This is a genomic window from Paenibacillus sp. FSL k6-2145, from assembly GCF_037976585.1.
GTDB lineage: Bacteria > Bacillota > Bacilli > Paenibacillales > Paenibacillaceae > Paenibacillus.
Genome location: NZ_CP150267.1, coordinates 6,745,912 through 6,771,051 on the forward strand (window position 1 = coordinate 6,745,912; position 25,140 = coordinate 6,771,051).

Annotated in this window: 29 protein-coding genes; 4 read left to right on the forward strand and 25 right to left on the reverse strand. The window is 46.7% G+C overall.

What is annotated here, in order from left to right:
- Positions 1-83 precede the first annotated feature (83 nt).
- The 13 genes from NZ043_RS29880 to spoIIIAA form a co-directional block, all read right to left on the reverse strand.
- Positions 84-317 carry a DUF2273 domain-containing protein gene (locus tag NZ043_RS29880; protein ID WP_017687595.1) on the reverse strand — a complete coding sequence of 78 codons (234 nt, stop codon included), beginning with the start codon at positions 315-317 and terminating at the stop codon, positions 84-86.
- A 14-nt stretch (positions 318-331) separates the two neighbouring features.
- Positions 332-871 (reverse strand): alkaline shock response membrane anchor protein AmaP, encoded by a 540-nt coding sequence (amaP, locus tag NZ043_RS29885; RefSeq protein ID WP_339309958.1) that lies wholly within the window; start codon positions 869-871, stop codon positions 332-334.
- Positions 872-1,017: 146 nt separating this feature from the next.
- Positions 1,018-1,428, reverse strand: a complete 411-nt coding sequence (locus tag NZ043_RS29890; protein WP_017687593.1) for an Asp23/Gls24 family envelope stress response protein — start codon at positions 1,426-1,428, stop codon at positions 1,018-1,020.
- Between the two features lie 218 nt (positions 1,429-1,646).
- Entirely contained in the window at positions 1,647-2,990 is a 1,344-nt protein-coding gene (gene accC, locus NZ043_RS29895; RefSeq protein WP_036614375.1) for an acetyl-CoA carboxylase biotin carboxylase subunit, read from the reverse strand.
- A gap of 55 nt (positions 2,991-3,045) precedes the next feature.
- The gene (accB, locus tag NZ043_RS29900; protein WP_036614903.1) at positions 3,046-3,510 is read right to left on the reverse strand and encodes an acetyl-CoA carboxylase biotin carboxyl carrier protein; all 465 of its coding nucleotides are present in this window, start codon (positions 3,508-3,510) and stop codon (positions 3,046-3,048) included.
- A gap of 139 nt (positions 3,511-3,649) precedes the next feature.
- A complete protein-coding gene (locus tag NZ043_RS29905) occupies positions 3,650-4,480 on the reverse strand; it encodes a SpoIIIAH-like family protein (RefSeq protein ID WP_339309959.1) in 831 nt (276 codons plus the stop codon).
- A 66-nt stretch (positions 4,481-4,546) separates the two neighbouring features.
- Positions 4,547-5,185, reverse strand: a complete 639-nt coding sequence (gene spoIIIAG, locus NZ043_RS29910) for a stage III sporulation protein AG (protein ID WP_017687589.1) — start codon at positions 5,183-5,185, stop codon at positions 4,547-4,549.
- A gap of 15 nt (positions 5,186-5,200) precedes the next feature.
- On the reverse strand, positions 5,201-6,031 hold the full coding sequence (spoIIIAF, locus tag NZ043_RS29915; RefSeq protein WP_339309960.1) for a stage III sporulation protein AF: 831 nt from the start codon (positions 6,029-6,031) through the stop codon (positions 5,201-5,203).
- Positions 6,032-6,062: 31 nt separating this feature from the next.
- Positions 6,063-7,253: a stage III sporulation protein AE gene (gene spoIIIAE / locus NZ043_RS29920; protein WP_091028810.1), complete on the reverse strand. Its 1,191-nt coding sequence runs from the start codon at positions 7,251-7,253 to the stop codon at positions 6,063-6,065.
- Between the two features lie 20 nt (positions 7,254-7,273).
- The gene (gene spoIIIAD, locus NZ043_RS29925) at positions 7,274-7,663 is read right to left on the reverse strand and encodes a stage III sporulation protein AD (protein ID WP_017687586.1); all 390 of its coding nucleotides are present in this window, start codon (positions 7,661-7,663) and stop codon (positions 7,274-7,276) included.
- A gap of 32 nt (positions 7,664-7,695) precedes the next feature.
- Positions 7,696-7,899, reverse strand: a complete 204-nt coding sequence (gene spoIIIAC / locus NZ043_RS29930; protein WP_017687585.1) for a stage III sporulation protein AC — start codon at positions 7,897-7,899, stop codon at positions 7,696-7,698.
- A 29-nt stretch (positions 7,900-7,928) separates the two neighbouring features.
- The gene (gene spoIIIAB / locus NZ043_RS29935) at positions 7,929-8,447 is read right to left on the reverse strand and encodes a stage III sporulation protein SpoIIIAB (protein WP_036614389.1); all 519 of its coding nucleotides are present in this window, start codon (positions 8,445-8,447) and stop codon (positions 7,929-7,931) included.
- Positions 8,440-9,444: a stage III sporulation protein AA gene (spoIIIAA, locus tag NZ043_RS29940; protein WP_036674989.1), complete on the reverse strand. Its 1,005-nt coding sequence runs from the start codon at positions 9,442-9,444 to the stop codon at positions 8,440-8,442. Before spoIIIAA ends, spoIIIAB begins: the two co-directional genes overlap by 8 nt.
- Before the next feature lie 262 nt (positions 9,445-9,706).
- Here spoIIIAA and NZ043_RS29945 point away from each other — a divergent pair, with 262 nt between their 5' ends.
- Positions 9,707-10,456, forward strand: coding sequence for a 2-phosphosulfolactate phosphatase (locus tag NZ043_RS29945; RefSeq protein WP_339309961.1), 750 nt, complete (start codon positions 9,707-9,709; stop codon positions 10,454-10,456).
- Between the two features lie 86 nt (positions 10,457-10,542).
- On the opposite strand, the gene NZ043_RS29950 is transcribed toward NZ043_RS29945, so the two are convergent.
- The 5 genes from NZ043_RS29950 to NZ043_RS29970 all read right to left on the reverse strand — a co-directional run bounded on the left by NZ043_RS29950 (position 10,543) and on the right by NZ043_RS29970 (position 15,068).
- Positions 10,543-11,796 (reverse strand): aspartate kinase, encoded by a 1,254-nt coding sequence (locus NZ043_RS29950; protein WP_047843625.1) that lies wholly within the window; start codon positions 11,794-11,796, stop codon positions 10,543-10,545.
- A 190-nt stretch (positions 11,797-11,986) separates the two neighbouring features.
- Positions 11,987-12,544, reverse strand: a complete 558-nt coding sequence (efp, locus tag NZ043_RS29955; protein WP_017687580.1) for an elongation factor P — start codon at positions 12,542-12,544, stop codon at positions 11,987-11,989.
- 312 nt (positions 12,545-12,856) lie between these two features.
- Positions 12,857-13,930, reverse strand: a complete 1,074-nt coding sequence (locus tag NZ043_RS29960; protein ID WP_339309962.1) for a Xaa-Pro peptidase family protein — start codon at positions 13,928-13,930, stop codon at positions 12,857-12,859.
- Positions 13,931-13,969: 39 nt separating this feature from the next.
- Positions 13,970-14,413, reverse strand: coding sequence for a type II 3-dehydroquinate dehydratase (gene aroQ, locus NZ043_RS29965; RefSeq protein WP_062835278.1), 444 nt, complete (start codon positions 14,411-14,413; stop codon positions 13,970-13,972).
- Between the two features lie 76 nt (positions 14,414-14,489).
- Positions 14,490-15,068, reverse strand: a complete 579-nt coding sequence (locus tag NZ043_RS29970) for a YqhR family membrane protein (RefSeq protein WP_091028804.1) — start codon at positions 15,066-15,068, stop codon at positions 14,490-14,492.
- A 213-nt stretch (positions 15,069-15,281) separates the two neighbouring features.
- On the opposite strand from NZ043_RS29970, the gene NZ043_RS29975 reads away from it, so the two are divergent.
- A complete protein-coding gene (locus NZ043_RS29975) occupies positions 15,282-16,274 on the forward strand; it encodes a DUF1385 domain-containing protein (RefSeq protein WP_062835280.1) in 993 nt (330 codons plus the stop codon).
- Positions 16,275-16,279: 5 nt separating this feature from the next.
- The gene (locus NZ043_RS29980; RefSeq protein ID WP_036614407.1) at positions 16,280-16,612 is read left to right on the forward strand and encodes a hypothetical protein; all 333 of its coding nucleotides are present in this window, start codon (positions 16,280-16,282) and stop codon (positions 16,610-16,612) included.
- Between the two features lie 60 nt (positions 16,613-16,672).
- On the opposite strand, the gene NZ043_RS29985 is transcribed toward NZ043_RS29980, so the two are convergent.
- From NZ043_RS29985 to mntR, 3 genes are all read right to left on the reverse strand, one after another.
- Entirely contained in the window at positions 16,673-17,674 is a 1,002-nt protein-coding gene (locus NZ043_RS29985; protein ID WP_339309963.1) for a patatin-like phospholipase family protein, read from the reverse strand.
- Between the two features lie 91 nt (positions 17,675-17,765).
- A complete protein-coding gene (locus NZ043_RS29990) occupies positions 17,766-19,376 on the reverse strand; it encodes a family 10 glycosylhydrolase (RefSeq protein ID WP_339309964.1) in 1,611 nt (536 codons plus the stop codon).
- Between the two features lie 209 nt (positions 19,377-19,585).
- Positions 19,586-20,014, reverse strand: a complete 429-nt coding sequence (mntR, locus tag NZ043_RS29995) for a transcriptional regulator MntR (protein ID WP_036614415.1) — start codon at positions 20,012-20,014, stop codon at positions 19,586-19,588.
- A 191-nt stretch (positions 20,015-20,205) separates the two neighbouring features.
- Between mntR and splB the strand changes: the two genes are divergently transcribed.
- Positions 20,206-21,276: a spore photoproduct lyase gene (gene splB / locus NZ043_RS30000; RefSeq protein ID WP_133385423.1), complete on the forward strand. Its 1,071-nt coding sequence runs from the start codon at positions 20,206-20,208 to the stop codon at positions 21,274-21,276.
- Positions 21,277-21,418: 142 nt separating this feature from the next.
- Here splB and NZ043_RS30005 read toward each other — a convergent pair whose 3' ends face one another.
- The 4 genes from NZ043_RS30005 to NZ043_RS30020 all read right to left on the reverse strand — a co-directional run bounded on the left by NZ043_RS30005 (position 21,419) and on the right by NZ043_RS30020 (position 24,954).
- Positions 21,419-22,132 carry a cytochrome c biogenesis protein CcdA gene (locus NZ043_RS30005; protein WP_036614418.1) on the reverse strand — a complete coding sequence of 238 codons (714 nt, stop codon included), beginning with the start codon at positions 22,130-22,132 and terminating at the stop codon, positions 21,419-21,421.
- Between the two features lie 49 nt (positions 22,133-22,181).
- A complete protein-coding gene (locus NZ043_RS30010; protein WP_017687569.1) occupies positions 22,182-22,985 on the reverse strand; it encodes a metal ABC transporter permease in 804 nt (267 codons plus the stop codon).
- Between the two features lie 52 nt (positions 22,986-23,037).
- Entirely contained in the window at positions 23,038-23,796 is a 759-nt protein-coding gene (locus NZ043_RS30015; RefSeq protein WP_091018152.1) for a metal ABC transporter ATP-binding protein, read from the reverse strand.
- Positions 23,797-23,895: 99 nt separating this feature from the next.
- Entirely contained in the window at positions 23,896-24,954 is a 1,059-nt protein-coding gene (locus NZ043_RS30020; protein WP_289389721.1) for a zinc ABC transporter substrate-binding protein, read from the reverse strand.
- Between the last annotated feature and the right edge of the window lie 186 nt (positions 24,955-25,140).

Genomic DNA, 25,140 nt, shown 5'->3' on the forward strand with positions numbered 1-25,140 from the left:
CTGCAATACGTTTCCTCCAAAAAACGGGCAACCTAAACTACAGCTCTATTTTCGGAAGAAACATATTGCAGGGTTCAGGTAGGTCACTTAAACGGACGCCAGCGATCGCCAAGCCATTGTCCCCACTCCCTCCAGGGAATGGACGAACCCAGCTTCGAATCGCTCCGTCTGCCTAACGTATAACCGATGAACACCAAGAGTGCAAAGAACAACATATCCCAAAAACCGATCCATACATAAAGAAATCCAAAAAAGATGCCGCCGATAATTCCGGTAATTCGGCCTCTGTGACTATCCCAAATCTCTTTCCACAGCATCAGTGAAACTCACCTCATTCCACTCGACTCTTGTAGTTAGGCGACTGGGTTACATTAGCGATATACACGGTGACAAAAGAAACCGGGATGCCCGTAATCTCTTGTACATGATCATGTATCGCCTTTTGCAGATCAGAAGTCAGCGCAGGAATAGGTGTCTCACCATCCACTACCGCACGGATCATAATCTCCAGTCCTGACTCAACCACACGTATGCGTGCCTTGACATCACGTACTCCCCTGAAACGGGAAGTTGCCTTCAAACAGAGATTCTCAATCGTCTCCATCGAAATCTGTACATCACCAAACTCAGTAGGTTGATCTACAGACGGCAACGATGCACGCTCACGCCGAACCGAGATGTAGAAAAATCGCAAACTCAGGATAAACAAAATCGCTGCTGCAATAACCGACGCAACAATAACGTTTTGTTCCTGCTGGTAATTCAATTCGTAAGGCAGCACACCGCTAATCAGAAGAATGACGGCTGCCGATATTGCTCCAACGCTTATGCTGTATATAAACAACAGAAGCCGATCCAGTATTTTAGCCACGAACTGCACAGCCTCCCTTGCTCACTAACATGACTTAACCTGTTCACTAGCAAAAAATCAGATCCTCATCTAGCTTTCGCTATAATGAAGACCTGTCCAAGACGGGATAACCCCCGGCAGATGATGCCGGGGGAATCTGTCTTCTTTTATTTTACGCGCTGACTGTTCAGGTCGATTTCTTCCACTTTCTCGGTGCTCTTGAACTGAACGTCATGAATGTGCACATTCACTTCATTCACATTCAATCCTGTCATATTCTCGATGGAACGTTTCACGTTCTGTTGAATCTCCGTAGCTACTTGTGGCAAACGGTATCCGTACTCGATAATTACGGAAACATCAACTGCAGCTTCACGTTGGCCCACTTCAACTTTAACACCTTTGGAAAGGTTTTTGCGACCAAGCAATTCAGCAAATCCGCCAGCGAATCCGCCACTCATGCCTGCAACACCTTTCACTTCAAGGGTTGCCAATCCAGCAATCACTTCAATAACTTCAGGTGCGATCTGGATTTCACCGATATCCGTTCGTTCAAATTCAGTCGGTAGTGTACTCATAACTGTTCAACACACCTTTCGCGAGATAAGTTTGCGGCCATCCGTCAGGGCGCTGGACTCAGGTTAATCAACCTTCAGAACCCTTCCGGTCCGGCTTTACCGGAACTCCTGCAAACATCCGCGAGGTGCGGGCTTATCCTTTGCAGGAGACATGCGCTCTTATTATTACATACTATATCATTTGGGCTACATTATGACAAACAAGCCCAATATACCTTTTAAATCTCGTTTTCCTCAAGAAATTTGATATCAAAGTCCCCACGAATGAACGTTGGGTGCTCCAGCAATTTCTGATGGAAAGGAATAGTTGTAGATATGCCTTCAATCGCAAATTCCCCAAGCGCACGTTTCATCTTGGCAATCGCCTCTTCACGATTCGCTCCCCACACAATCAATTTTGCGATCATGGAATCATAGAAAGGTGAAATGGTATAACCCGGATAAGCAGCACTATCTACACGAACGCCAGGTCCTCCCGGTGCAAGGTAGAATCCGATTTTGCCTGGTGATGGCATAAAGTTACGGTCCGGATCTTCTGCATTGATACGACATTCAATGGACCAGCCATTGATAACCACGTCTTCCTGACGGAATGAAAGTGGGTTGCCTTCAGCTACGGAGATCATCTCACGGATCAGATCCACGCCAGTAACCATCTCAGTAACCGGGTGCTCTACCTGAATACGCGTATTCATTTCCATGAAATAGAACTCGCCATTCGGGCTGAGCAGGAATTCCAATGTACCCGCTCCCGAGTAATCCACAGCAAGGGCAGCCCGTACTGCAGCTTCGCCCATCAGTGTACGCACATCTTCGGAGAGAATTGGACACGGAGCTTCCTCTACCAATTTCTGGCGACGACGCTGAACCGAGCAATCACGCTCTCCCAAATGTGCTGCATTTCCGTGTTTATCAGCAATGATCTGAATTTCCACGTGTTTCATACCTGTCAGGAATTTCTCCAGATATACACCTGCATTGCCAAATGCCTTTTGTGCTTCCTGCTGAGCAGCAGTAATCTGCTTAATCAGCGTTTCTTCATCTTCGGCAATACGAATTCCCTTACCTCCGCCACCAGCAGTAGCTTTGATAATGATAGGATATCCGATATCTCTAGCAATCATGATGGCTTCATCCATATTTTCAACAAGGCCGTCTGATCCAGGAATAACAGGTACTCCTGCATCTTTCATCGTCTGTTTGGCAACAGCCTTGTCACCCATTTTGGTGATGGCTTCAGGAGAAGGTCCAATAAACGTAATATTGCAAGACTCACAAATTTCCGCAAAATCAGCATTCTCCGCCAAAAAACCGTAACCAGGGTGGATTGCATCACATTCCGTCAGTGTGGCTACACTCATCAGGTTTGTGAAGTTGAGGTAACTGTCCTTAGACAGTGTCGGTCCGATACAATAAGCCTCATCTGCAAGACGAACATGCAGAGAATCCTTGTCCGCTTCCGAATAGACGGCTACCGTTGAGATGCCGATTTCACGGCAGGCACGAATAATACGTACCGCAATCTCTCCACGGTTCGCAATCAGTATTTTTTGAAATTTCATTTCGTTTTGTCCTCCTTCGAAGCTCATGCGGTTAGCTGTTTACCAGCTATAACGGTTATTCCGGTTTCACCAGGAAAAGGGGCTGCCCATACTCGACCAGCTGTCCGTTCTCAACCAGCACTTCAACGATTTCTCCCTTGATGTCCGCATCAAGCTCGTTCATCAGCTTCATAGCTTCGATGATACATACCGTTGTTTTCTCAACAACTTTATCACCAGCGCTCACAAAAGGACCCGCTTCCGGCGAGGAAGCTCTGTAAAAAGTACCTACCATCGGAGATACAATTTTATGTAAATGACTTGTAGTATCGACCTGCGGTGCAGCTTCACTTACCACTGCGGCCGGCTGTACTTGCGGAGCAGCAATCATTTGCGGTTGCACAGCAGCTGCTTGAACATACTCCGTTTTGCCCGGTTTGCGGATCGATAACCGTGATCCTTCATTTTCAATTTCCAACTCTTGAACGGAACTTTCATCTACCAGTTTAATCAGTTCTTTGATTTCACTCAATTTAAACATTTCCATTATTCACTCCTTCGGCATCATGCCAGTCTCACTAGGACGGTCATATGGCTTTATGTATTATATCATAATCATTAAAAATGGAAAGAGCCCGAGAGTACAACCAGCTCCCGGGACTGCATTTCCATGATTTGGATTACTGTTCTGTGACGTATTGCACGCTGATTTTGTTCTGTGAAACCGCCAATTCTTTCATGACCAGATCGACAATGGATACCGCCTGTTTTACATCCAGTTTGTCACTGAGGACCACAACTTTATACTTGTCGGCATCTTCTTGAACGATCGCATTAGCGTACTGTTGAGAGAGCGTCTCTTCAATGCCAGTGATTTTGGCTTCTTTTTCTTCCAGTGTACGGAGTTGCTCCGTTGCTTTGGCATTCTCCTCTGGCGTTTTGCTCAGATCACCTGCCACGGTCATCAGTTCCTCATACTTACGATTGTTGCTTTCTTCACGTTGCCACTGGTAGTTCTGGAACTGGCTGCTCGCAGATGCTGTCGTATTCTGCTCTTCCATTTCCTTGAGGACTTCCTCATCTGTCTTGGTTGCAGTGCCGCCTGTCTGACCGTCTGTCTCCGGTGTAGTTGTTGCCCCTTTGTCGGTCTCTTTGTTGGTTTCTTTGCCTGCCTCACTCTTATTCTCGCCTGGTTCGACAGCAGGTGTTTTCTCTGTATTTCCAGCTTCTTTACCTTCCGTAGCCGCCGGTTCTTCCATAGCGCCAGCCGCACTTGGATCACTTTCAACTTCGCCGCTATTCACCACTTCATTCACAACAAAACCTTCTGTAGGATCAAGAATGCCTGCCGTCTCCTTTGCTTCCCCTTGCTTGATTCCATCCACTTGCTGACTGTCTGCCACCGGCGCGTTGATTGGACCGGAATCCTCAGTGAACAGATAATACGCGGACAAAATGACCATCAGACTCAGCATGGAAACGAGCCATACCGTTTGACGTTTGTTATTCATTAGAACTTCCTCCTCAAATTGGCTTCAATCTTATGAGAATTGAATCTTGTGATTCAACACATCAGATTAGTCTTGTTTGCGCGGGACAACCGAGATCCGGTAGGCTGCCACATTCAGTCCTTTTTCCACAGCATCGGTTATCAGGTCCTTCACAACCTTGTTCTCTGCACCCCTCGCAACCACAAGCACCCCACGGATCTGCGGTTTGAGCTTTTTGGTCACTATAGGTGTCTGATCCCCTGATATTTCGTACGTAATAATCTCGCCATCACGGGTATATTGCGTCATATGTCGCTTGCCCCCGCTAGCATCGGTTTCTTCGGTAAGTTGCTGAGAATCCTTCACGTTCCGCTGAACGACCAATTCTTCTGTGGAATCCACGGTAACCATCACATCAACCGTTCCCACACCAACAATGTTTTCCAGCACACCTTTGATTTTGTCTTCAAATGCAATTTCGATCGCCTGAAAAGGATTCTGTTCCGACGGATCACTCTGTATGGATGCCATGGATGTTGCCGGGTCCGGTGGTTCCCGACCGATATTTTCGGAATCAATTTTTTTGACATTGACGAAGGAATTGAACAGCATGATTCCCACCCCGATCAAACCAAGGATAATCAGCCAGCGGAAGGTTTGACTTCGCCTTGCCCCACCCTCTCCGCCACCCATCCAGGTTTCCATCTTTTTGAACCATTGTTTCATCGGACACCCTCCTTCTCAGAGCACTCCAGCACTTTTTGGTTCTGTCACTTGAACGTTGTTTGCATCAACATCCCACTTTTCAGTCAACAATGTAATAATCTGCACCGCATGTTCGGACCTTGTGGATGTCTCACCTTGCTGCTTCGTCTCATCTGCCTGATCACGTATAACAGGCTCGGAAGACGCTTCATTTTCATCACGTTGCCCTCTACTCACATCAATCTGAATATCAGGCACTTCAATCTGACCAACCTGGATGGGCTGCTGAATTTGATGTGTTTCATCCTTCTCGGATTCTGTATTAGTTCCAAATATGGGTTGTGTATTTGCAGCGACTTCTTGCTGGCCTGCCTTCACTTCTTTTCCTGCACCCTCTCCGGCCATCTCGACCAATACACGCTGGATCACAGGCAGTTCGACTGATGAGGCAACTTCCATCTCGGTTTCATATTTACTCATGGTCAGCTGTACCTCTACGGACCGCACCTTGGCACCTGTTGTTTCTTCAATCTGACCTTTCATGACATTAGCCAGTTCTTTGGCTGTCCATTGTAAGGATTGTTCCTGTTCATTGGATTGCAGCCGCTTGCCCTGAGCTAATATCTGTTCGAGTGTTGCATTCCCATCCGATGGAGCATCCATTGCCGACATTGCCCGTTTCAGTTCGCCAATCGGATCACTTTTGAGGAGCTTGGTTATGGGTGATAAAAGGGTCAGCAGGATGAGAAGGCTCAGCACAAGCTTGACATAACGTTCCATGGATCGATTGGGCAACAGCATATCCACAAAAGTCGCCAGCAGAACGATCATAATCAATTCCTGGAGCCAGTTGCTCAGCCACCCCATCCTTTCCATCCCCTTTCTTCTCAACATACATTCAGCGCATCATGACAGTCATATTGCCCGCGGTCAGCAAGATGGTAATTGCCAGGAAAAACATGAGCCCGACGGCTGCGAGCGCCGCAAATACGTAGATCATGCTCTTGCCGATGGCCTGCAGGCATCCTACAATCGGGGTGTCTCCGAGCGGTTGCATAATGGCACCAGTTACGTTGTATATCAAGGCAAGAGCCAGGATCTTGAGTGCCGGAAAGGCACATAGGAACAAAATGATGATCACCCCGGTGAGTCCAATTGCATTTTTGACAAGTAAAGAAGCTGTAATTACCGTATCCGTCGCATCCGCAAATGTTCTGCCCACGACAGGGACAAAGTTGCCTGCGATGTATTTGGCGGCCTTCAGGCTGACTCCATCCGCTACCGATCCCGATGCTCCCTGAACCGAGATTACACCCAAAAACATCGTCAGCAGGATACCCAGCAGTGCCACACTAATATTGCGCAGGAGGTCTGCCAGCTGTGTCAGCTTGTACTTGTCAGACAATGAACTGACGAGATGGAGAACAGCTGAGAAGAAGAGTAACGGGAATACCAGCAAGTGAATCAAAGTACTCACCAGATGAATCATGAAAATGATGAGTGGATGTGTCACCGAGACGGTGATGACATTACCCATGGACGCAAGCAGTGTGAATAACAAGGGAACCATGGCCATCATAAAGTTGATCATGCCAGTTATGGCATCCTTGGCGTATCCAATCGCCACACTGAAGCTGTTGATTGCAATGATGATAATGACCATATAACAGATGGAATAGGCGATTTTGCTAATATTATTTTTCTCAAATGCGGTCTGAAGAGTCTCCAGAATCATGCTGAGTACACTTAACATCACAATCGTGACCAGAAGCTTGCCATTATATAAAATTTCATGCAGCATGAAGGTTCCGATCGCCACAAACACCGATTTCAGGCTGAACCCTTCATTGCCGGGGATTAACATATCCATGAAGGAAGGGGTCTTCCCATCCGGGAAGAAACCACCGTATTGTTGCATCAGTTGATCCCAGTATTTCTCCACCTGATCCTTGGGAAGCTGATCGGCCTGCTGCTCCATCCACTCACCGGAAGGCGAGGTTGCAGTAACCTGTCCCAGGATACCAAACAGAAAACAGAGCATCAGCACAACCGTAAGGCGCCACTGCGGCTTATGATGCATTGATTTCATATGAAGTCCGCACGCCCTTTCTACACCGGCATCAGCTTCATGACGGTTTCGATAATAATGCTGATGATCGGTATAGCAAGTACAAGGATCAATACCTTACCAGCCAGTTCAATCTTGGACGCAATGCTCTCCTGACCTGCATCCCTGACAATCTGTGCGCCAAATTCTGCGATGTACGCTATGCCAATAATTTTCAGCACTGTTTTCAGATAAATACTTTCCATGCCTGAATTCTCGGCAAGCCGCTTTAACACTTCGATGACTGCACCGATTTTGCCAATCAACAACATGAAGATGACAATGCCAGTCGCGGCAGCAATCAGAAAGGCAAACATCGGTTTCTGTTCCTTAATGACCAGAATGAGCACTGTTGCGATGAGCGCCAAACCTACAACTTGGATAATTTCCACAGGTCACCACCATCCGGCTTCATGACCGTTTTTCATTGAAAAAGAAATATCGATTTGATCTCTTGTAGCAGGCTGTCCAGCATACGGACCACCATGAACAATACAACGACAAATCCGATTACGGTCACCCAGTGAGCCATATCTTCCTTTCCCATTTGTTTCAGTACCGTGTGAATCATGGCGATGATGATTCCGATACCCGCAATTTGAAAGATTGCGTTCACTTCTAGATTCATGACCTTGGCACCTCACTATCCCGGCTATTTCAGAAGATCAGAATGACGATTAACGCTCCGACAAGCATCCCGAGGCTTCGGCTCATTCGTTCATATTTCATTTGATCGGCCTGGGCACGGGATTCCTCATGCATTAGTTGTTGAATGGCTAACGATATATGTTTGGTCTGATCCTGACGGTCACTTGTGCCAAGGCTGAAGCTTAATTGCAGCATCACTTCCTTCTCGTCAGCCTTCATGGCTGATCTTCCCCACGCCAGATCCACGCCTGACTGCAGACTTTCCCGGGCAGTGAGTCCATGAGGAGGTTCCATCTGTGTAGCTGCATGAAGAAACAGCGTCTTTACAGGTTCTTTGGTCTGTGCTCCCATCTTGCCCATGGCATCGGGAAGTGGAGTGAGCCCATAGTTAATCTCCGTCATTAGTCGCTGGAGGGCTGCAATGAGTTCTCGCAACTGTCTCGGTCTTAATGCATACTGTCTGGCCTTGTAAAATCCGGCGAGGGTGCTGGCTAACAAAATAATTACCGCACCAAACATGTTAACCAAAGGCTTCACCTCCTGCCCCGGTCTGCTGCAACCCACGCATTTTGCCATCAGCCAGCCGAAAGGTCATGCCCCGGCTCGTCCGTTGCAGCTGGACATAACGTTGAAACATCTGCTCCGTAATTAAGGTTCTGAGGGCAGGTCTGGCCGACAGCTCCGATAGGTCACGGCCATGCGCAGTCGCAATCACTGAGACTCCTGCATGCAGGGCTTCCATCACCGCCTCGGCATCCTCCGGACGACCGATCTCGTCCACAATCAGGACATCGGGCGACATGGAGCGAAGCATCATCATCATGCCCTCAGCCTTCGGACAACCGTCCATCACATCTGTTCGGGGACCTACGTCGAAGCCAGGTACTCCTTTGTAGCTACCAGCGATTTCGGACCTTTCATCCACAATGCCCACTTTCAGACGTGGGCGTATTCCCTGAACCAGTTCAGTTCCCCCTGTAAGCTTTGTACCACTGCTAATTTGTCTCGCCAGATCTCGTAACAACGTCGTTTTCCCTTGTTGTGGTGGTGATAGGATCAACGTGTGCAGGACCTGTCCGCTCTTCATATCGAGAAGATAAGGAAGGATACGATCAGCCACTCCATGTACCTCACGGGCTACCCGAACGTTAAACCCGTTGATATCACGCAGGTATTCGACACGCCCACCGCTTAGTACCGTTCGTCCAGCAAGCCCGATTCGATGTCCCCCAGGTATGGTGATGAACCCTTTGCGCAGTTCCTCTTCCAATGTATAAAGTGAATGGTTACTGATCAGGTCCAACAACCTGTGCGTCACTTCTTTCTGAGGAACATACGCTTCTTCAGGATTCCCGGTCGGACAACCTTGAGGTGTCAGGAAGTGGTATGTGTTGCCTGCATTAATCTCCAGGGGTCTGCCTTCACGAATACGTACTTCCTCCACTTGTTCCAATAGAGCGGGTGGCATTCTTCCAAGAATGGTTCGGATCGGTTCCGGAAAAAGTTCCCTCCAGTTCACCTTCATGAGTAGGCTCCTCCAACCTTGAGATCATTTGGTTCACACTTCTGGCGCTTGTTCATATCTCAAGTTTATGCCTGTACATTTAATTTATGACGCTGAAATCTATCAATTCTTCAGAATACGGTTGAGAGTTGAAAGCATAGATGCACCTTCTGTTCTAGGCACCCGTCTAGATGTGCATGCATATAGTAATTGCAGATAGGTAAGTTCCATTTCGGTTCAAAACAGAACTACCGATCCCCAGATAAGAAAGGAGTTGTGGGGAGTGCGAGTTGATGTCGTTGGCAATGTGAATGAAGTACGTACTATTGATATCGCAGGGCGAAGTGCAGTTGTCATTGATGTATTGTGTACGACCAGTACGATTATTACGGCTCTGGCGTATGACGCTTCCGCTGTGATTGCTGTAGAGACCGTTCCACAAGCCAAACAAATGGAAGTGAAAGATTGCATTCGAGGCGGGGAACGTTTTGACAAAAAAATCACCGGATTCGAGGTGGGGAATTCCCCCTATGAATATATGACTGAGGACATTGCAGATAAAACAATCATACTGACCACAACCGATGGAACCCGCGCCTTGATCAAAGCTTCCAGGGCGAAACATGTACTAGCTGGATCATTTCTCAATGTCAGGGCTGTCGCAGCAGTTCTTTGCCAACTTCAACGAGATGTATTGCTGTTATGTGCGGGGAATCAGGATGAATTTGCACTGGAGGACGCCTTGTGTGCTGGATGTATCATCGACGAACTGCACCGTCAATCCTGTTCTCCCCTCCAACTAAACGATCTCGGCATAGCACTTCATCAGGCGGTATCCCAATGTCAAGAGAGCATCCCCGAGCTGGTGCAGGGATCTGTTAGCGGGCGTAGGCTTGAAAAGCTAGGCAGGGTTCATGACATTTCATATTGTTCTCAATTAAACTTGCTGGATTGTGTTCCCGAGATGGGGGAGGGGAACCTCATGCAACCTTATAGAGGCATACGCGGGGGAAAGATGTTCAAGTTGATGTGAGAATTGCCATGAGAAAAACAAAAAAAGGTGTACTGCTGCCCGTTGGCAACAGTACACCTTTGCTAATTTACACACACAGAAAATACTTATCTGCGATCTTGAGGTCCACCGATAACGGCTTGCTCGGCAGTGTCGAGATCATATGCTGTATGCAATGCCTTAATGACGTCATGCAGCTTATCTCCGTCAATAACACAAGATACTTTGATCTCGGAAGTGCTCACCATCTTGATGCTCACGCCTTCAGCGGAAATGACTTTGAACATCTTCGCAGCTACACCTGGGTGACTGACCATGCCTGCGCCAACAATGGAGATTTTAACGAGGTTCTCCTCAGATGTGACTTCACGGTAAGGCAAACGGCTGTGAAGGCCTTCAATGACACGTAATGCGTTCTCACGATCAGACAGCGCCACAGAGAACGAGAAGTCCGCTTTGCCATCCATCACTCCGCTCTGAACGATAATGTCCACATCCAGCTGATTGGACGCAAGCGCACCAAATACTTCAGCCAGAACTCCTGGTACATCCGGCACACCCAGAATACTGATGCGAGCCACATTTTTGTCATAGGCAATACCACTAACCACTACGCCTTGTTCCATTGCTGCTTCCTCCTTCACAACCGTTCCTTCATTATGGTTAAAGCTGGATCTTACAATTAAAGGTACACCGGAATGCTTCGCGTACTCTACTGCACGCGGATGCAGCACCGCTGCTCCCAAATTAGCAAGTTCCAGCATTTCGTCATACGATATTTCCTTCAGCTTGCGTGCAACCTTAACGATCCGCGGGTCCGTAGAATAGATTCCGTCTACATCCGTATAGATCTCACACGCATCAGCCTTAATTGCTGCAGCCAGCGCTACAGCTGTTGTATCCGAACCACCACGACCCAGCGTTGTGATCTCGCCGTCTTCCGTCATGCCCTGGAAGCCTGCAACAATAACAATGTTGCCCTCGGCAAGTGCTGCATTCACGCGGTCAGGTTGAATATCATGAATACGTGCTTTTCCGTGAACCGGCTCTGTGCGGAATCCCGCCTGCCAGCCCGTAAACGATACTGCCTTACGTCCAAGCGCTTGAATAGCCATCGATAACAAAGAGATCGAAATCTGTTCTCCTGTCGTTAAGAGCATATCCATCTCACGAGCAGGCAGATCACTATTCAGTTGTTTTGCCTGATCAATCAAATCATCTGTTGTATCCCCCATGGCCGAAACCACGACTACACACCGATGTCCTTCATCAGCTTTTTCTACAACACGTCCGGCTACACGCTTCATGCGTTCTGTATCTCCGACCGAGCTGCCCCCAAATTTCATGACGTACAATGACAACGCAAATCCACTCCCTACCTTGTGCAGTATGCATAATTAATGTCCATCGTCATTATTCTCTACGAGAAATGACTTTAACCCAGTATATTACGAAAGCGCCTGATAGGCTAATCTTTTTTCGAAAAAACCCTCTGCCAAAGGAATGGCAAAGGGTTGTTAATACCGTTTATTAGCTTACAGCTTGTGAAAGTTACGCACGGGAAGAGTATTTACCTTCACGTGTGTCAATCAGGAGAACATCACCTTCGTTAATAAACAAAGGAACTTGTACGTTCAAGCCTGTTTCCACTTTTGCATTTTTGGTAGCGCCTTGTGCAGTGTTACCTTTAACACTAGGCTCAGTCTCGATGACTTTCAACTCAACGCTTGTTGGCAAGTCAATTCCGAGGATTTCACCTTGGTAGCTAACAATCTTAACGACCATGTTTTCTTTCAGGAAGTTCAATTCCCATTCCAGTTGATCACTAGTCAATGTGAACTGATCATAAGTTTCGTTATCCATGAACGTGTGCTCTGTACCGCTTGCATACAGGTAGGATACGCCACGGTTTTCGATGATGGCACGACCAATCGTTTCGCCCGCACGGAATGTTTTTTCAACGGTGTTACCGTTACGCAGGTTTTTCAATTTGGAACGTACGAAGGCAGCGCCTTTACCTGGTTTAACGTGTTGGAAATCAAGCACGGTATAGATATCGTTATCTACTTGCACGGTCAAGCCTGTTTTAAAATCGTTTACTGAAATCACAAAAAATCCCTCCTGATATGGTTAAAAAGTAGGTGATATAAGACGGTGGGTTAATATAAAAGTGAGTTCATCTACTTAGTGACTCTGTGCGACATGACCGTTTCGGGTTCGGATCGTTCTTCCGATCGCTGTTGTCTCCCCATTTTCATGATTAGAATTACATAAGGTTGAAAATGGGGAGACAAAGGCGAACGCTGACGCTTCTTCTGAATCGATTCCGTCCCCTTCACTGCGTATGCGCTCGCATAGAATCAATCGCAGATGTACATTCCTCTATATTAAAAATCGTCTTATATCCCTGGTGGCTGTAAATTAGCCGATTACGGTGAACTTCTTGTCCGACTTCGTGAGAATATGAATACCCGTCTCGGTAATCACTACGTCATCCTCGATACGCACGCCGCCAAGCCCGTCAATATATATACCCGGTTCAACGGTAACAACCATACCCGGTTTCAATACATCGTCGCTAAGCTTGGACAGGCGAGGAGCTTCGTGAACTTCCATACCCAGACCGTGGCCTGTGCTGTGTCCGAATTGATCTCCATATCCGTGACCTGCAATGATATCACGAGCCAATGCATCTGCTTCCCGTCCGGTCATACCCGGTTTCAGGTTCTCCAGCGTATGTAACTGAGCTTCCAGTACAATGTCATAAATTTTGCGCAGTTCAGGTACAGGTGTACCTGTTGCAATGGTACGTGTCAGATCTGAACAGTATCCGTCCAAAAGTGCACCAAAGTCAAATGTAATTAACTCATTCTGTCCGATGACCTTACTGCTCGCTACACCGTGAGGCATAGCAGAACGTTCACCCGATGCTACAATGGTGTCAAACGAAGAGGACGTTGCTCCATGTTTGCGCATGAAAAACTCCATCTCCAGATCCACTTCACGCTCCGTCATACCTGGTTTTGCAAACTGCAAAACGTGGCTGAACGTGGCATCCGCCAGATCTGCTGCTCTCTGCATGACCGCGATCTCGTCTTCATCCTTGAACATACGAAGTTGTTCCACGATCCCGGATACAGCTTTCAGTTCAATAGACTGCAGTGCTTCAGCATAAGCGGAATGCGTGCCGAATGTGACACTATCCTGTTCGAAGCCCACTTCTTTGATATTCGCGGATGTCAGCAATTCGCGCACCGTATCCATCGGCTTAGCTCCATGTTCCACAACGGTAAATCCTTTGGCTTGCTGAGGCGCTTGTGACATATAACGGAAATCAGTCAGCACATATGCATCCTGTTCCGTAATCAGCACATATCCCGCCGAGCCTGTAAAGCCCGTCATATAACGACGGTTAATCGGGTTTGTAATCAGCATTGCAGTGAGTTCATGCTCACGCATGGCTTCACGCAACTTATTTACTCGTTTGTTTTCCATCGGTAACCCTTCTTTCTCTCACATTCCCGGGTTCCCGGCTCAGGTTTGTTTGTCCAGATGACGCACAAGAGCCAGCAATCCCAGTTCATAGCTTACTTCGCCAAACCCGGCAATCTGCCCGATTGTTTCCGCTGCAATCACTGAATGATGTCTGAACGCTTCGCGTGCATGAATGTTGGATAGATGTACTTCCACCGTAGGGACTTTTACAGCATTGATTGCATCACGTATAGCATAGCTATAATGGGTAAATGCTCCGGCATTCAGTATGATTCCGTCTGCCTCACCCATCGCTGCATGAATGCGGTCAATGATGTCCCCTTCATGGTTCGATTGATAAAAAGCGATGGAGACGCCAAGTTCATCAGCCTGTCTGCGAATTTTGTCTTCAATATCCTTCAGACTAAGCGTTCCATAGATGCCCGGTTCACGTACACCAAGCATGTTCAGGTTCGGACCATTGATCACAATAATTCGTTTCATCGCTGCTCCACCCTCTCTGCAAATAACCATCTGCTATTTTAACACAGCCATTGCCGGATTGAGAAGCTTTTTTGCGCTATGCCCCCGCTTGCTCCGGCTCGCGTTTGCGTTCGTCCGTGTACTCCATGGCTACCGTGTAACCAATGAACAGCCCCCATAACAAAAAGAAACAGAGTTCCGTGATGATTGAATCCCACGTTAAACCGTTCAAAGGTTTCATCATCCCCAGTTTTGGTCCGACCAGTATAAAGAGAATCAGCCACCAGACGATTCCATACACCATGCCGGGTAACGGCCCTTTCAGTTTTCTAATCGTGAACGTGTAGAGTAAGGATGCCAAGATGGAAAAGACGATAAAAAACAGCCAGCCTGTCAAATGTCCTGCTGCGGTATATATATATTCATGTTTGAAAAAAGGCTCGGCCAGAAATCCGACAGGTACAATCGTAAAATGCAACAGATAGAATAGCCAATGTAGCCCGCCCCAGATAAAACCGGCAAAAAAGCCAAGCTCTAACGCAAAGGAAAATGGATTCGTGTAGTAGTGTGCTTGACCTTGCCTCTGGGTAGGGCGTCTGCCCCTGTCTTTTTGCTGCCGCTCATTGGGACGTTGACCTTCATCGTGTGATGTATCTTCATGCTTACGTTCTGTCATCGATATTCTCCTTTATTCAGTTGATAATCCCGCATTATGCCTCGAATTTCCGCTCTGATTCTACGAGGTAGTATGTTCAAAACAGGACAATCTTAACAACATCCTTCAAGGTTTGACTCACAAACTAGAAATTGGTCTTAAAATTCGATACAATAGGGTTATTAAACTGCCTTTGATCGCGAAGGCCTAGAACAGAATAGGAAGGTGAATAATTTGCCTCAACAATCCAAGCCTGTCAGCTATGGGGGGCAAGCTGTCATTGAAGGCGTAATGTTCGGTGGGAAACATGTCAACGTTACAGCTGTTCGTAGAAAAGACGGCGAAATTACGTATCTGGAAGTTCCCAAGCAAGACAAGTCCTGGGTCACGAAATTGCGGCGGATTCCTTTATTACGCGGAATTGTCAGCATTATAGATTCAAGTGTCAAAGGTAGCAGACATCTCAATTATTCTGCTGACGCCTATGCTGATGATGAACTGGAACCGGAAGAGAAAGCCAAGCAAAAAGAGAAAGAAGGTTCGGGCTGGAGCCTAAGCATGATCATCGGTGTGACTGCCGTAGCCATCCTTTCATTCCTTTTTGGTAAAGTTGTGCTCACATTGCTTCCTGTTGTTATCGAGAATTTTCTATTCAAAAATGCATTCGACAATCAGTTTTTGCATAATTTACTGGAAGGCGGCATTAAGCTGATCCTGTTACTCGCCTATCTGTGGTTAATCTCACAGACGCCGATGATTAAACGTCTCTTCCAGTATCATGGAGCGGAACACAAAGTAATCAGCGCACATGAAGCTGGTGAAGAACTGACACCGGAGAACGTGCAAAAGTACAGCCGACTGCACTACCGCTGCGGAAGCAGTTTCATTATGTTGACAGTCATTATTGGAGTGTTTCTATACTCTCTCTTCACGTACGATAACCTCTGGGAACGGATGGGTCAGCGTCTGTTGTTATTGCCAGTTGTGCTAGGCATTTCTTTTGAACTGTTAAAGCTCACGAATTCAGTACGTGATATTCCTGTACTGCGTTATCTCGGATACCCGGGATTGTGGCTGCAATTGCTGACAACAAAAGAACCGACCAACGAACAGGTAGAAGTATCCATTGCTTCGTTTAACCGTATGCGTGAGTTGGATGCCAAGCTTGCCAATGTCTCTGCTACATCAGAAGTACCTGTTGCAACACTCGATCCTGTGAAAGGGTGAATGATATGAACAAGCAGGCAATCTTATTTTGGACGTTCATCGCACTAGCTGCTGTTGGAGTCTTGACTTGGCTGGGGAACGCTAGTCCATCCAGGATCATTATTCCTCTGGTCGTGTTCGGAGCTGTATTCCTGCTGTACAAATATCCGCCTCGTCGCTGGGCAAGCAAAACCAAATCACCAAAGATCAAGCCATCGGCACGAACCATGGCAAAAGTCAATGCACAGTCCAGTGCCAGAAAGAGCAGCGGCTCTTCTAAGAAACGCAAGGATTATCCTTTCCAAGTGATTCAGGGACAAAAAGGGAAAAGCGATGAAGATATACCGAAATTTCATTAAAAGTTACTGATATACAAAAAAGCAGTTCTCCCAATATGCGGAGAATTGCTTTTTTCACGTTTATACAGGAATCAGAGGCGGAGCTTCTGCCTGTTTCTTGCGCAATTCTTTTCTTTGTTTGTCCAGCTGTTCATCATACACTTTCATATTCCACCCGTTGAAAAATTCACTCCCTGCGGTAGCACCTGATCGATATAAGGCCGTGCTGTCCTGTAACGATAAATGAAATTGCGTTGGTTTAATCCCAAGCGTTGGTATCTTCACTGTCCGAAACCGGTTAATCTGTTCGATGTAGCGTTCATCATGTGCTGTGAGCATCGTCTCCACAAGGGCCTGAAGCATGCTTAACGGTCCTTTAATACGGGCAGGTTCCACTTCCGTCTTCCCCACCATTTTGAATCCGACAACCGGAATAACGTCTCCCCCTCGTTCCGTACGATCCCCATCGAAGAGCCACAGCGGAAAATTGCTAAGCAATCCACCATCCACTACATAGACAAACTGATCTTGAAAAGGAAGTCCTTTGGAGAATACTGGCGATTTGCGTATGACTACGGGATCAAAAAAATAAGGGATACTGCAACTCATACGTACCGCTTTTGCAACATCCAGCTTGGCAGGATCAATGCCGAACCGTCGAATATCGTCCGGCAGCACCAGAATGGTTCCATTGGATATATCGGATGCCGTAATAAGCAACTTACCTTGCGGCAAGTCAGCGAATGTGCGAATCCCTTTCTGCTCCAACATCTTGCGAATCCATGATTCCAATGCCTCCCCCGAATACAAGCCTTTCTTCAAGAACAGCCTTGCCGCGGGTCCGATCCATCGGGTATTAAATATGGGGGAGCGACGCAGCAATGAAACAAAGGGGGTATTCTCAATAATGACTTTCATCTCCTCGGCCCTGTAACCGGCCGCTAGCAGAGCAGCTACAATGGAACCGGATGATGTGCCTGCCACTCGATTAAACTGAATGCCGCAGTCTTGAGCACCCTGCACAGCACCTGCAAGCGAGATCCCTTTGACGCCTCCACCTTCAAACACAGCGTTAATTAACATAACAAAAAACCCCCGTTCTCCAGGCAGCCACGTTTCTACTGCCACTCTATGAGAACAAGGGTTTGTCTTATAACCGTATTGTTAAATTGTTTTAGAGACCATAATAAGCTTTTAATTTGGCAATTAGGCCGAGAGGGTTCTTCGTCAGGTATTGTGAACTGAAGAATATATCCCCTTTAACCGAAGAATACTTCTTGTTGTAGTTCAGCTGATCGATGATCTCCTGTGATGTCTGCCAGCCAATCTCTGGCGTACCTAACTTATAAGGTGAGTGGCCGATATACAATTTTACATTTGTGTTAGCCACTTCATTCGCCCACCAGTCCACGACTTTGTCGTATCGGGCTACGCTCAGTGTCATACTCCAATACACCTGCGGAGCGACATAGTCGATCCACTCCTGGTTAATCCATGTCCGCACATCTGCATTCATGCTGTCATACGCGGTTACTCCTGCTTTGGTATCAGAACCTGTCAGATCAACGGATTTATTACGCCATACACCAAATGGACTAATTCCATATTCAACGTTAGCTTTTACTCTGTGAATGCTCTGCCCGAGCTGCTTAACAAACTGATTGATATTGTCCCGACGCCATTCAGCACGGTCTTTGGTATTCAATGTGTTGTAAGTTTTGAAGGCTGCATCATCATTAAAAGTCACATTGGATGGATAGAAATAATCATCCAGATGTACACCATCAATATCATACTGATTGACCACTTCCATGATCGTATCGATAATATGCTGTCTGGCTTCCGGGATACCCGGGTTAATGTACATTTTGCCGGATGCATTCACAATCCAGTCTGGATGAAGCTTGGAGATGTGGTTTGCTGCCAAGTTTGATGTACTCGCTGAGTTCGTTGCTCTAAACGGATTAAACCAGGCGTGGAACTCAAGACCTCGTTTGTGTGCCTCCTCAACCATAAACGCGAGGGGATCATAACCGGGATCTTTACCTTGTGTTCCTGTTAATACGCTGTTCCAAGGTACCAGACCTGAAGGATAGATGGCATCCCCATTGGCTCTCACTTGGACAAATACTGCGTTGATGCCCATACCTTGCAAAGTATCAAGCTGTTTTGTATACTCCTGCTTTTGCTTCTCTACATTTCCTTTGGCACCGGATGTAGGCCAGTCTCCATTCACAGTGGAAATCCAGGCTCCCCGCATCTCTTCAGAAGCTGGTACAGTGCCCGTGCCTCCAGGCTCCGCTGGGGTTGCCGGGGTTGGTTCAGGAGTTGGGACTGATTCGTCTCCTGTGTACAGATCAATGGTCTGGGCTGACTGATTCCAGTTCACTCGAATGCCCAGGTTCTCACTGACGAAACGAATGGGTACCATGACCCGACCTTGTTTCAATTCGACCGATGCATCCAGACCAACTACAGCGTTATCCACAGTTGCCTGCTGGCGTCCGCTCGTCATAGAGATGACCGAATCGGATTTCTGAATGGTCACGGTACGAGTAGCTTGAGACCATAAAACAGACGCACCCAGTCCTTCGCTAATGACACGCAGAGGTACCATCGTTACATTTACTTTGGGCAAGATGTAGGGTGATACATCCGATTCCAAACGGTTGCCGTCTAGAAAAATAGCGATTTCCTTCTGACCAGCCGCTTGTGCCGTCATGCCTGCTGTCTGTAATCCAAGTACAAAAATGAGCAGCAGTATCAATCCTTTACGAACATTCATTAGTGCAGTCCTCCAAAATCATTATAAATTTGCGGTAAATTCTACTAGTTTAATAGACGCTCCTACCCTTCGTTTAGTTGCGAAAATCTCCAAATTATGGTGTGATTGCACACAAAAAAATGCTTCCTGCCATTGAAACGGCAAGAAGCATCCTTTGATCACAGGATACAATTCATTGTATATCATCATGTTTATTCCACTGCTGAATCTTAAGACTCCGTATTACTCATGACGTCCTGAAGATTTTTGAGGTCACGCAACCGGCTCTCATCCTGACGGAAGTATTCAACCAAGGATTCAATGCATGTAATGGAGTCCCAGCTCAGGTGATGTTCAATGCCTTCAACATCATTGTAGATATTTTGTTCCTGAACACCAATCGTTGTCAAAAATTGTTCAAGCAGATGATGGCGCTCCATCAAACGTTTGCCCATCTTTTTGCCTTTTGGCGTAAGCACCAGTCCGCGGTACTTCTCATAGATCAGGTACTCGTCTTTGTCCAGCTTTTGGATCATCTTCGTCACCGATGAAGGATGTACTTCCAGTCCTTCAGCTATATCAGACACACGAGCATAGCCCTTTTCATCAATTAATTTGTATATACGCTCCAAATAATCTTCCATACTGGGCGTTGGCATCTGCTTCCCTCTTTTCTCTCTGACCGGCCCCTATTCGTGCCTGGTCCCTATCTTATAATGATACATGTTATCAATACGCATTGGCAAGTCCTGCACAATTCGGAGCGCGCTGTTACACAAGTAATTGGCAGCGTGACTTCTCACCAAACGAGGCAAACTAAGCAAAGTTCCGCATCGAAAGGAGTGATTTCGTGAGTACAAGTGTAGCCTCACCGCCAGTTCGTAAAGCAAAAGGTACTAAACCCTTTATTCCCGATTTGGTGTATTTTGAACCCGGTGCATTGGAATATGATAAAGGCAAACGGATTATGGAGTGGGTGACATCCAAAAACATACCTTATCAGATGACCACATCCCATAACCGAATCACAAACCTGCCCGGTGAAACCGAACAAGAAAAGTACCGGATGGCAAAGCGTACTTTGGTCGTTGGTGTGCGCAAAACACTCAAGTTTGACCAGTCGAAACCTTCAGCGGAATATGCCATTCCCATCTCTACAGGCTGTATGGGGCACTGCCATTATTGTTATCTTCAAACTACACTTGGTGCGAAACCTTATGTTCGTGTCTATGTTAATACCGAGGAGATCATTCAGGCTGCAAAAGGATACATCGAAGAACGGGCGCCTGAAATCACGCGATTTGAAGCCGCCTGTACGTCTGATCCCGTAGGACTTGAGCATATCACGGAAAATTTAAGTGACCTGATTCGTTTTATGGCGGATGAAGAATACGGGCGCTTGCGCTTTGTAACCAAATATCATCACGTTGATCCGTTGCTGAACATCAAGCATAACGGCCACACCCGTATCCGGTTTAGTGTCAATTCGGATTATGTCATCAAAAACTTCGAACCGGCTACCTCCAGATTTGAGGAACGCATTGAAGCTGCTGGCAAAATTGCACACGCCGGTTATCCCCTGGGATTCATTATCGCTCCGATTATGTGGTATGACGGCTGGGAAGAAGGATACTCGGATCTGTTGCAGAAACTGGCAGATACACTTCCAGAGGAAGCAACTAAGGACCTTACCTTTGAAATGATCCAGCACCGTTTTACCAAAACGGCCAAAGCAACCATTGAGAAGCGTTATCCCAAAACCAAGCTGGAGATGGATATCGAGAAACGCAAAATGAAATGGGGCCGCTGGGGTCAGTACAAGTATGTGTATAAGGATGACCAGCAAGATGCGCTGCGCGAATTCATTACGGAACGGATCTTTGAACATTTTCCACTAGCCAATATTGATTACTTCACCTAAACAAAAAACGGGACTGCCCTTAACGATATGCTGGTATAAGCATTCCTAACGATTAAAAAGCAGGTTACATGACCCAGAGTGTCTCTGGTAACATGTAGCCTGCTATGCCATACATAACAATACTTAAATTCAGTTCATCCGTTTAAATAATCATCCAGTCTGGTGTAATCTGCTGCAACCAGATGGTAATCTTCGTCATCTGATCTGTAAAAAGCAATACTCCAAGGAACAACATTAATGCTCCGCCGACTTTCATCATGACATTCGAATACCGTAAGATCCAGCGTGTCGAACCAATGAAAAAGGCCAAAATGAAGAACGGGATTGCAAACCCTGCCGTATAACCTGTTATCAGCGCCAGCCAAGTTGTGGGCTCACTTGCAGCCATCGCAATGATCGCTGTTAGAATAGGGCCAATACACGGCGACCAGCCTGCTGAGAAACCGATGCCAAATATAAAAGAGCCCAGATAGCCTGCTGGTTTCCATTTCATATCCAGCTTGCGTTCCTTCATCAGAAACTGTGGCTTGAACACACCAAGCAAAAATAACCCCATAAGCATAATCAAAATGGCAGACAATTGCCGAATCAATTCACGGTTATCATTGAAAAATTGGCCAAACAGTCCAGCACCCAGGCCAAGCGAATAAAATACAGCCGAGAAGCCTAAAATAAACGCCAGTGTATGCGTCATGGTCTTAAAGCGGACTTCGCGCTGATTGCGGTCATCCTTCAATTGTTGCACCGTCATACCTGTAATGTAGGAGAGGTATGATGGATACAGCGGAAGACAACATGGTGATATAAATGAGACCAAACCTGCTACAAAAGCCATCCATACATTAACATCAGGCATGAAGCGGATGTCTCCCTTCCCCGGGCTCACGTGCTTGCTCGTTCAGTCGTCAGGCTCGGAACCCTTTTTTTCCAATCATCGTCAGAATCAGCATCATGATCAGCAATAATACAATCGTTGCTCCAGGTGCGAGGTTCCAGATGCCTGCTACAACCAGTCCAAGGACTACGGCAATTTCGCCAATCACCACGGACAAAATAATGGCGGATTTGAAACTCCGGGCCATCAACAGGCTGACCGCTACCGGAATGGTCAATAGCGCTGACACCAGAAGCGCACCAACAATCTTGATCGCCGTGCTAATGACAAGTGCTGTCATCACAGTGATTAACATGTTCAGAATTCTTACAGGCAACCCGGTAACCGCTGCCGCATCTTCCTCAAAGCTGAGCAGGAAAAATTCCTTATGTAACAATGCCACTACAATCACCACGATCAGCGTAACCACACCTACCAGCTTCAGATCCGTAGCGTCTAATGTATATATACTGCCGAACAAATAACTCATGACATCTGCATTATATCCTTTGCCCAGCGTGAAGAACAAGGAAGCAAGAGCCACACCACCGGACATGATAATGGCAATCGATAATTCGGCGTAACTCTTGTACGCTTTGCGCAATTTCTCTATCGCAAATGAAGCAAGCACGGCAAATATCAAGCCCACCGCAATGGGATACACTTCAATCAGGAATCCAAGTGCAACACCGGCAATGGTCACATGAGACAAGGTGTCTCCGATCATGGATAACCGCCGTAAGACCAGGAACAGTCCGATTAACGGAGCGGTAATGCCAATTAACAACCCACCCGCCAGGGCACGCTGAAAAAAATCACTCATTAATATTTCCAAAACAAACACGACTCCTTCGGCCTTACTCTAATCTAATGGGCCATAAATACGGCTAGCGTACCTGTGCAGTGGTATGTTGCAGATTGGTCTCAGCACAATCCTGTACCTCATGCGAATGACGGACATGAAAATTAATTTTGCCATTCGTTACCGCAGCTTCAGAACCCAGATAACTCTCCATCCGATCCATATCATGAGACACCATTAGAAAAGTCATACGGTGATGTTCATGCATATGGGTAATCAGTTCAAAGAAACTGGCCTGTGATTCAGCATCAATACCTACGGTAGGTTCATCCAGAATCAACAGATCCGGGTGATTGATAAGCGCTCGTGCCAAAAATACACGCTGCTGCTGTCCACCGGACAATTGACCAATTCGTTTGTTCGCCAGATCCTCGATCCGCATGACCTGCATCGCATCCGTGCACTGTTGCTGACATTTGCGAGACATACGACGGAACATGTTTTTGTTATTGTACAAGCCTGACATGACCACTTCACGAACGGTCGCAGGAAATAACGGGTTAAATGCATTCTTTTGCGGCACATACCCGATTCGGTCCCAGTCCTTGAACCTGCGAATCGACTGTCCGAATAGTTTGATATCTCCCTGCGCAGGAGGAAGAAGTCCTACCAGCATGCGCAGCAATGTCGTTTTACCCGCCCCATTGGAACCGATAATCCCGACAAAGTCCCGTTCCTGGGCCATAAAATCGAGATTCTCAATCACTCGCTGGTCCCCGTAGGAAAATGATAGTTTCTCGATCTCTATAATTGGATCATGACATAGTGGCATGATTTGCTGCATGGCAAAGCCGCCCTTCATTATATATAAGAATCCCATAGCGTCCTAAGAGCCTTCACCGTGAACGGTAAAGACTCTTCGATCTGAATTCTTCATTCTATCTTATTTTAATGCGATCAGCAGATTTTGCAAATTTTTCTCCATCAGGGTGAAATAATCATCCCCATTTGTTGCCTGCTCCTTGGTCAATCCCTCAACCGGATTAAGGACCATGGTCTCTACTCCTGCTTCACTTGCCAATGTTTTCGCCAATTTGTCAGATACCAGCTCTTCAAAGAAAATGTATTTAATGCCTTCATCTTTAACCAGTTTCGCAAGCTTCACAATATCCTGTCCTGTCGGTTCAGCATCCGGGGAAAGTCCCATAATGGCATGCTGGGTTAATCCATAATCACGTGCAAGGTAGCCAAACGCTTGGTGCGAGACAACAATTTCGTTGTTCGGTACGGTAGCCAATTCATCTGTGAAACGCTGATCCAGCGTCTCAAGCTTGGTACGAAGCTCTTCATAACGTTGTTCGTAACCTGTTTTGTGATCAGGATCTGCCTCGACCAGACTATTTTTGATGTTTTCAGCCATGATCATGGCTGATTTCGGACTAACCCACGTATGTGGATCAATATGATGATCAGCGACATCTTCACTGGTAGCCTCATCTGTGTGTTCATCCGCATGCTCGTCTTCGTGCTCTTCGCCATGACCGTGCCCATCATCACCCTCAGCCGTTAACAGCTTAACACCTTCACTGACGGCAACAGACTTCACCTGTGTATCACTATTCAGCGACTTCAGGAAATTCGGCACCCATCCTTCCAGTCCAGCTCCATTATAGAGAAACAGCTGTGCCTTGGACGTATTAACGATATCCTGACTCTTCGGAGTCCAGTCATGTGGCTCTACTCCCGTTGGCAACAGGTTAATGACATTGGCATCCTCACCACCGATTGCAGTCGTAAAAGCATATACAGGATAAAATGTTGTCACAACGTTTACCTTGCCTTCCACAATCTTCGCACTATTGGAACTATCCTGCCCACACGCTGACAATACCAGCAAAGTGAGAATAAGCAAACCCGTCCACAGTAGCTTTATGTTGCCTCTTTTGCCCGTCTTTCCTGTACGGTTATCCTGAACTTGATGTTGCACTTTATAAAATGTCATTATGATTCACTCCGCATCTCTTAATCGTAAACATTACTGAAAGAATTATAGGTAACCTGAACCTACTTGTCAAGCTATCCCGTCCTATTCATTCTTTCCTGAAGTACGGAGTTCATAACATTATATGCTTGTTCTCTTCCCGTCAGATACGAATTATATCAACAAAAAAAAGGGCCCGAATTACAT

What these genes read in the sequence shown, in the direction of transcription:
- NZ043_RS29970 (WP_091028804.1), bottom strand. Translation starts at nt 15,068, where the DNA reads ATGACAGAACGTAAGCATGAAGATACATCACACGATGAAGGTCAACGT.
- NZ043_RS29880 (WP_017687595.1), bottom strand. Translation starts at nt 317, where the DNA reads ATGCTGTGGAAAGAGATTTGGGATAGTCACAGAGGCCGAATTACCGGA.
- mntR (WP_036614415.1), bottom strand. Translation starts at nt 20,014, where the DNA reads ATGCCAACGCCCAGTATGGAAGATTATTTGGAGCGTATATACAAATTA.
- NZ043_RS29985 (WP_339309963.1), bottom strand. Translation starts at nt 17,674, where the DNA reads ATGTTAATTAACGCTGTGTTTGAAGGTGGAGGCGTCAAAGGGATCTCG.
- NZ043_RS29990 (WP_339309964.1), bottom strand. Translation starts at nt 19,376, where the DNA reads ATGAATGTTCGTAAAGGATTGATACTGCTGCTCATTTTTGTACTTGGA.
- aroQ (WP_062835278.1), bottom strand. Translation starts at nt 14,413, where the DNA reads ATGAAACGAATTATTGTGATCAATGGTCCGAACCTGAACATGCTTGGT.
- spoIIIAE (WP_091028810.1), bottom strand. Translation starts at nt 7,253, where the DNA reads ATGAAATCAATGCATCATAAGCCGCAGTGGCGCCTTACGGTTGTGCTG.
- spoIIIAF (WP_339309960.1), bottom strand. Translation starts at nt 6,031, where the DNA reads ATGGGGTGGCTGAGCAACTGGCTCCAGGAATTGATTATGATCGTTCTG.
- accC (WP_036614375.1), bottom strand. Translation starts at nt 2,990, where the DNA reads ATGAAATTTCAAAAAATACTGATTGCGAACCGTGGAGAGATTGCGGTA.
- accB (WP_036614903.1), bottom strand. Translation starts at nt 3,510, where the DNA reads ATGTTTAAATTGAGTGAAATCAAAGAACTGATTAAACTGGTAGATGAA.
- NZ043_RS30015 (WP_091018152.1), bottom strand. Translation starts at nt 23,796, where the DNA reads ATGCAGCAAATCATGCCACTATGTCATGATCCAATTATAGAGATCGAG.
- NZ043_RS29960 (WP_339309962.1), bottom strand. Translation starts at nt 13,930, where the DNA reads ATGGAAAACAAACGAGTAAATAAGTTGCGTGAAGCCATGCGTGAGCAT.
- NZ043_RS29890 (WP_017687593.1), bottom strand. Translation starts at nt 1,428, where the DNA reads ATGAGTACACTACCGACTGAATTTGAACGAACGGATATCGGTGAAATC.
- spoIIIAG (WP_017687589.1), bottom strand. Translation starts at nt 5,185, where the DNA reads ATGAAACAATGGTTCAAAAAGATGGAAACCTGGATGGGTGGCGGAGAG.
- NZ043_RS30020 (WP_289389721.1), bottom strand. Translation starts at nt 24,954, where the DNA reads ATGACATTTTATAAAGTGCAACATCAAGTTCAGGATAACCGTACAGGA.
- spoIIIAA (WP_036674989.1), bottom strand. Translation starts at nt 9,444, where the DNA reads ATGAAGGTGAACTGGAGGGAACTTTTTCCGGAACCGATCCGAACCATT.
- NZ043_RS29980 (WP_036614407.1), top strand. Translation starts at nt 16,280, where the DNA reads ATGAACAAGCAGGCAATCTTATTTTGGACGTTCATCGCACTAGCTGCT.
- NZ043_RS29905 (WP_339309959.1), bottom strand. Translation starts at nt 4,480, where the DNA reads ATGAATAACAAACGTCAAACGGTATGGCTCGTTTCCATGCTGAGTCTG.
- spoIIIAC (WP_017687585.1), bottom strand. Translation starts at nt 7,899, where the DNA reads ATGAATCTAGAAGTGAACGCAATCTTTCAAATTGCGGGTATCGGAATC.
- NZ043_RS30005 (WP_036614418.1), bottom strand. Translation starts at nt 22,132, where the DNA reads ATGCCTGATGTTAATGTATGGATGGCTTTTGTAGCAGGTTTGGTCTCA.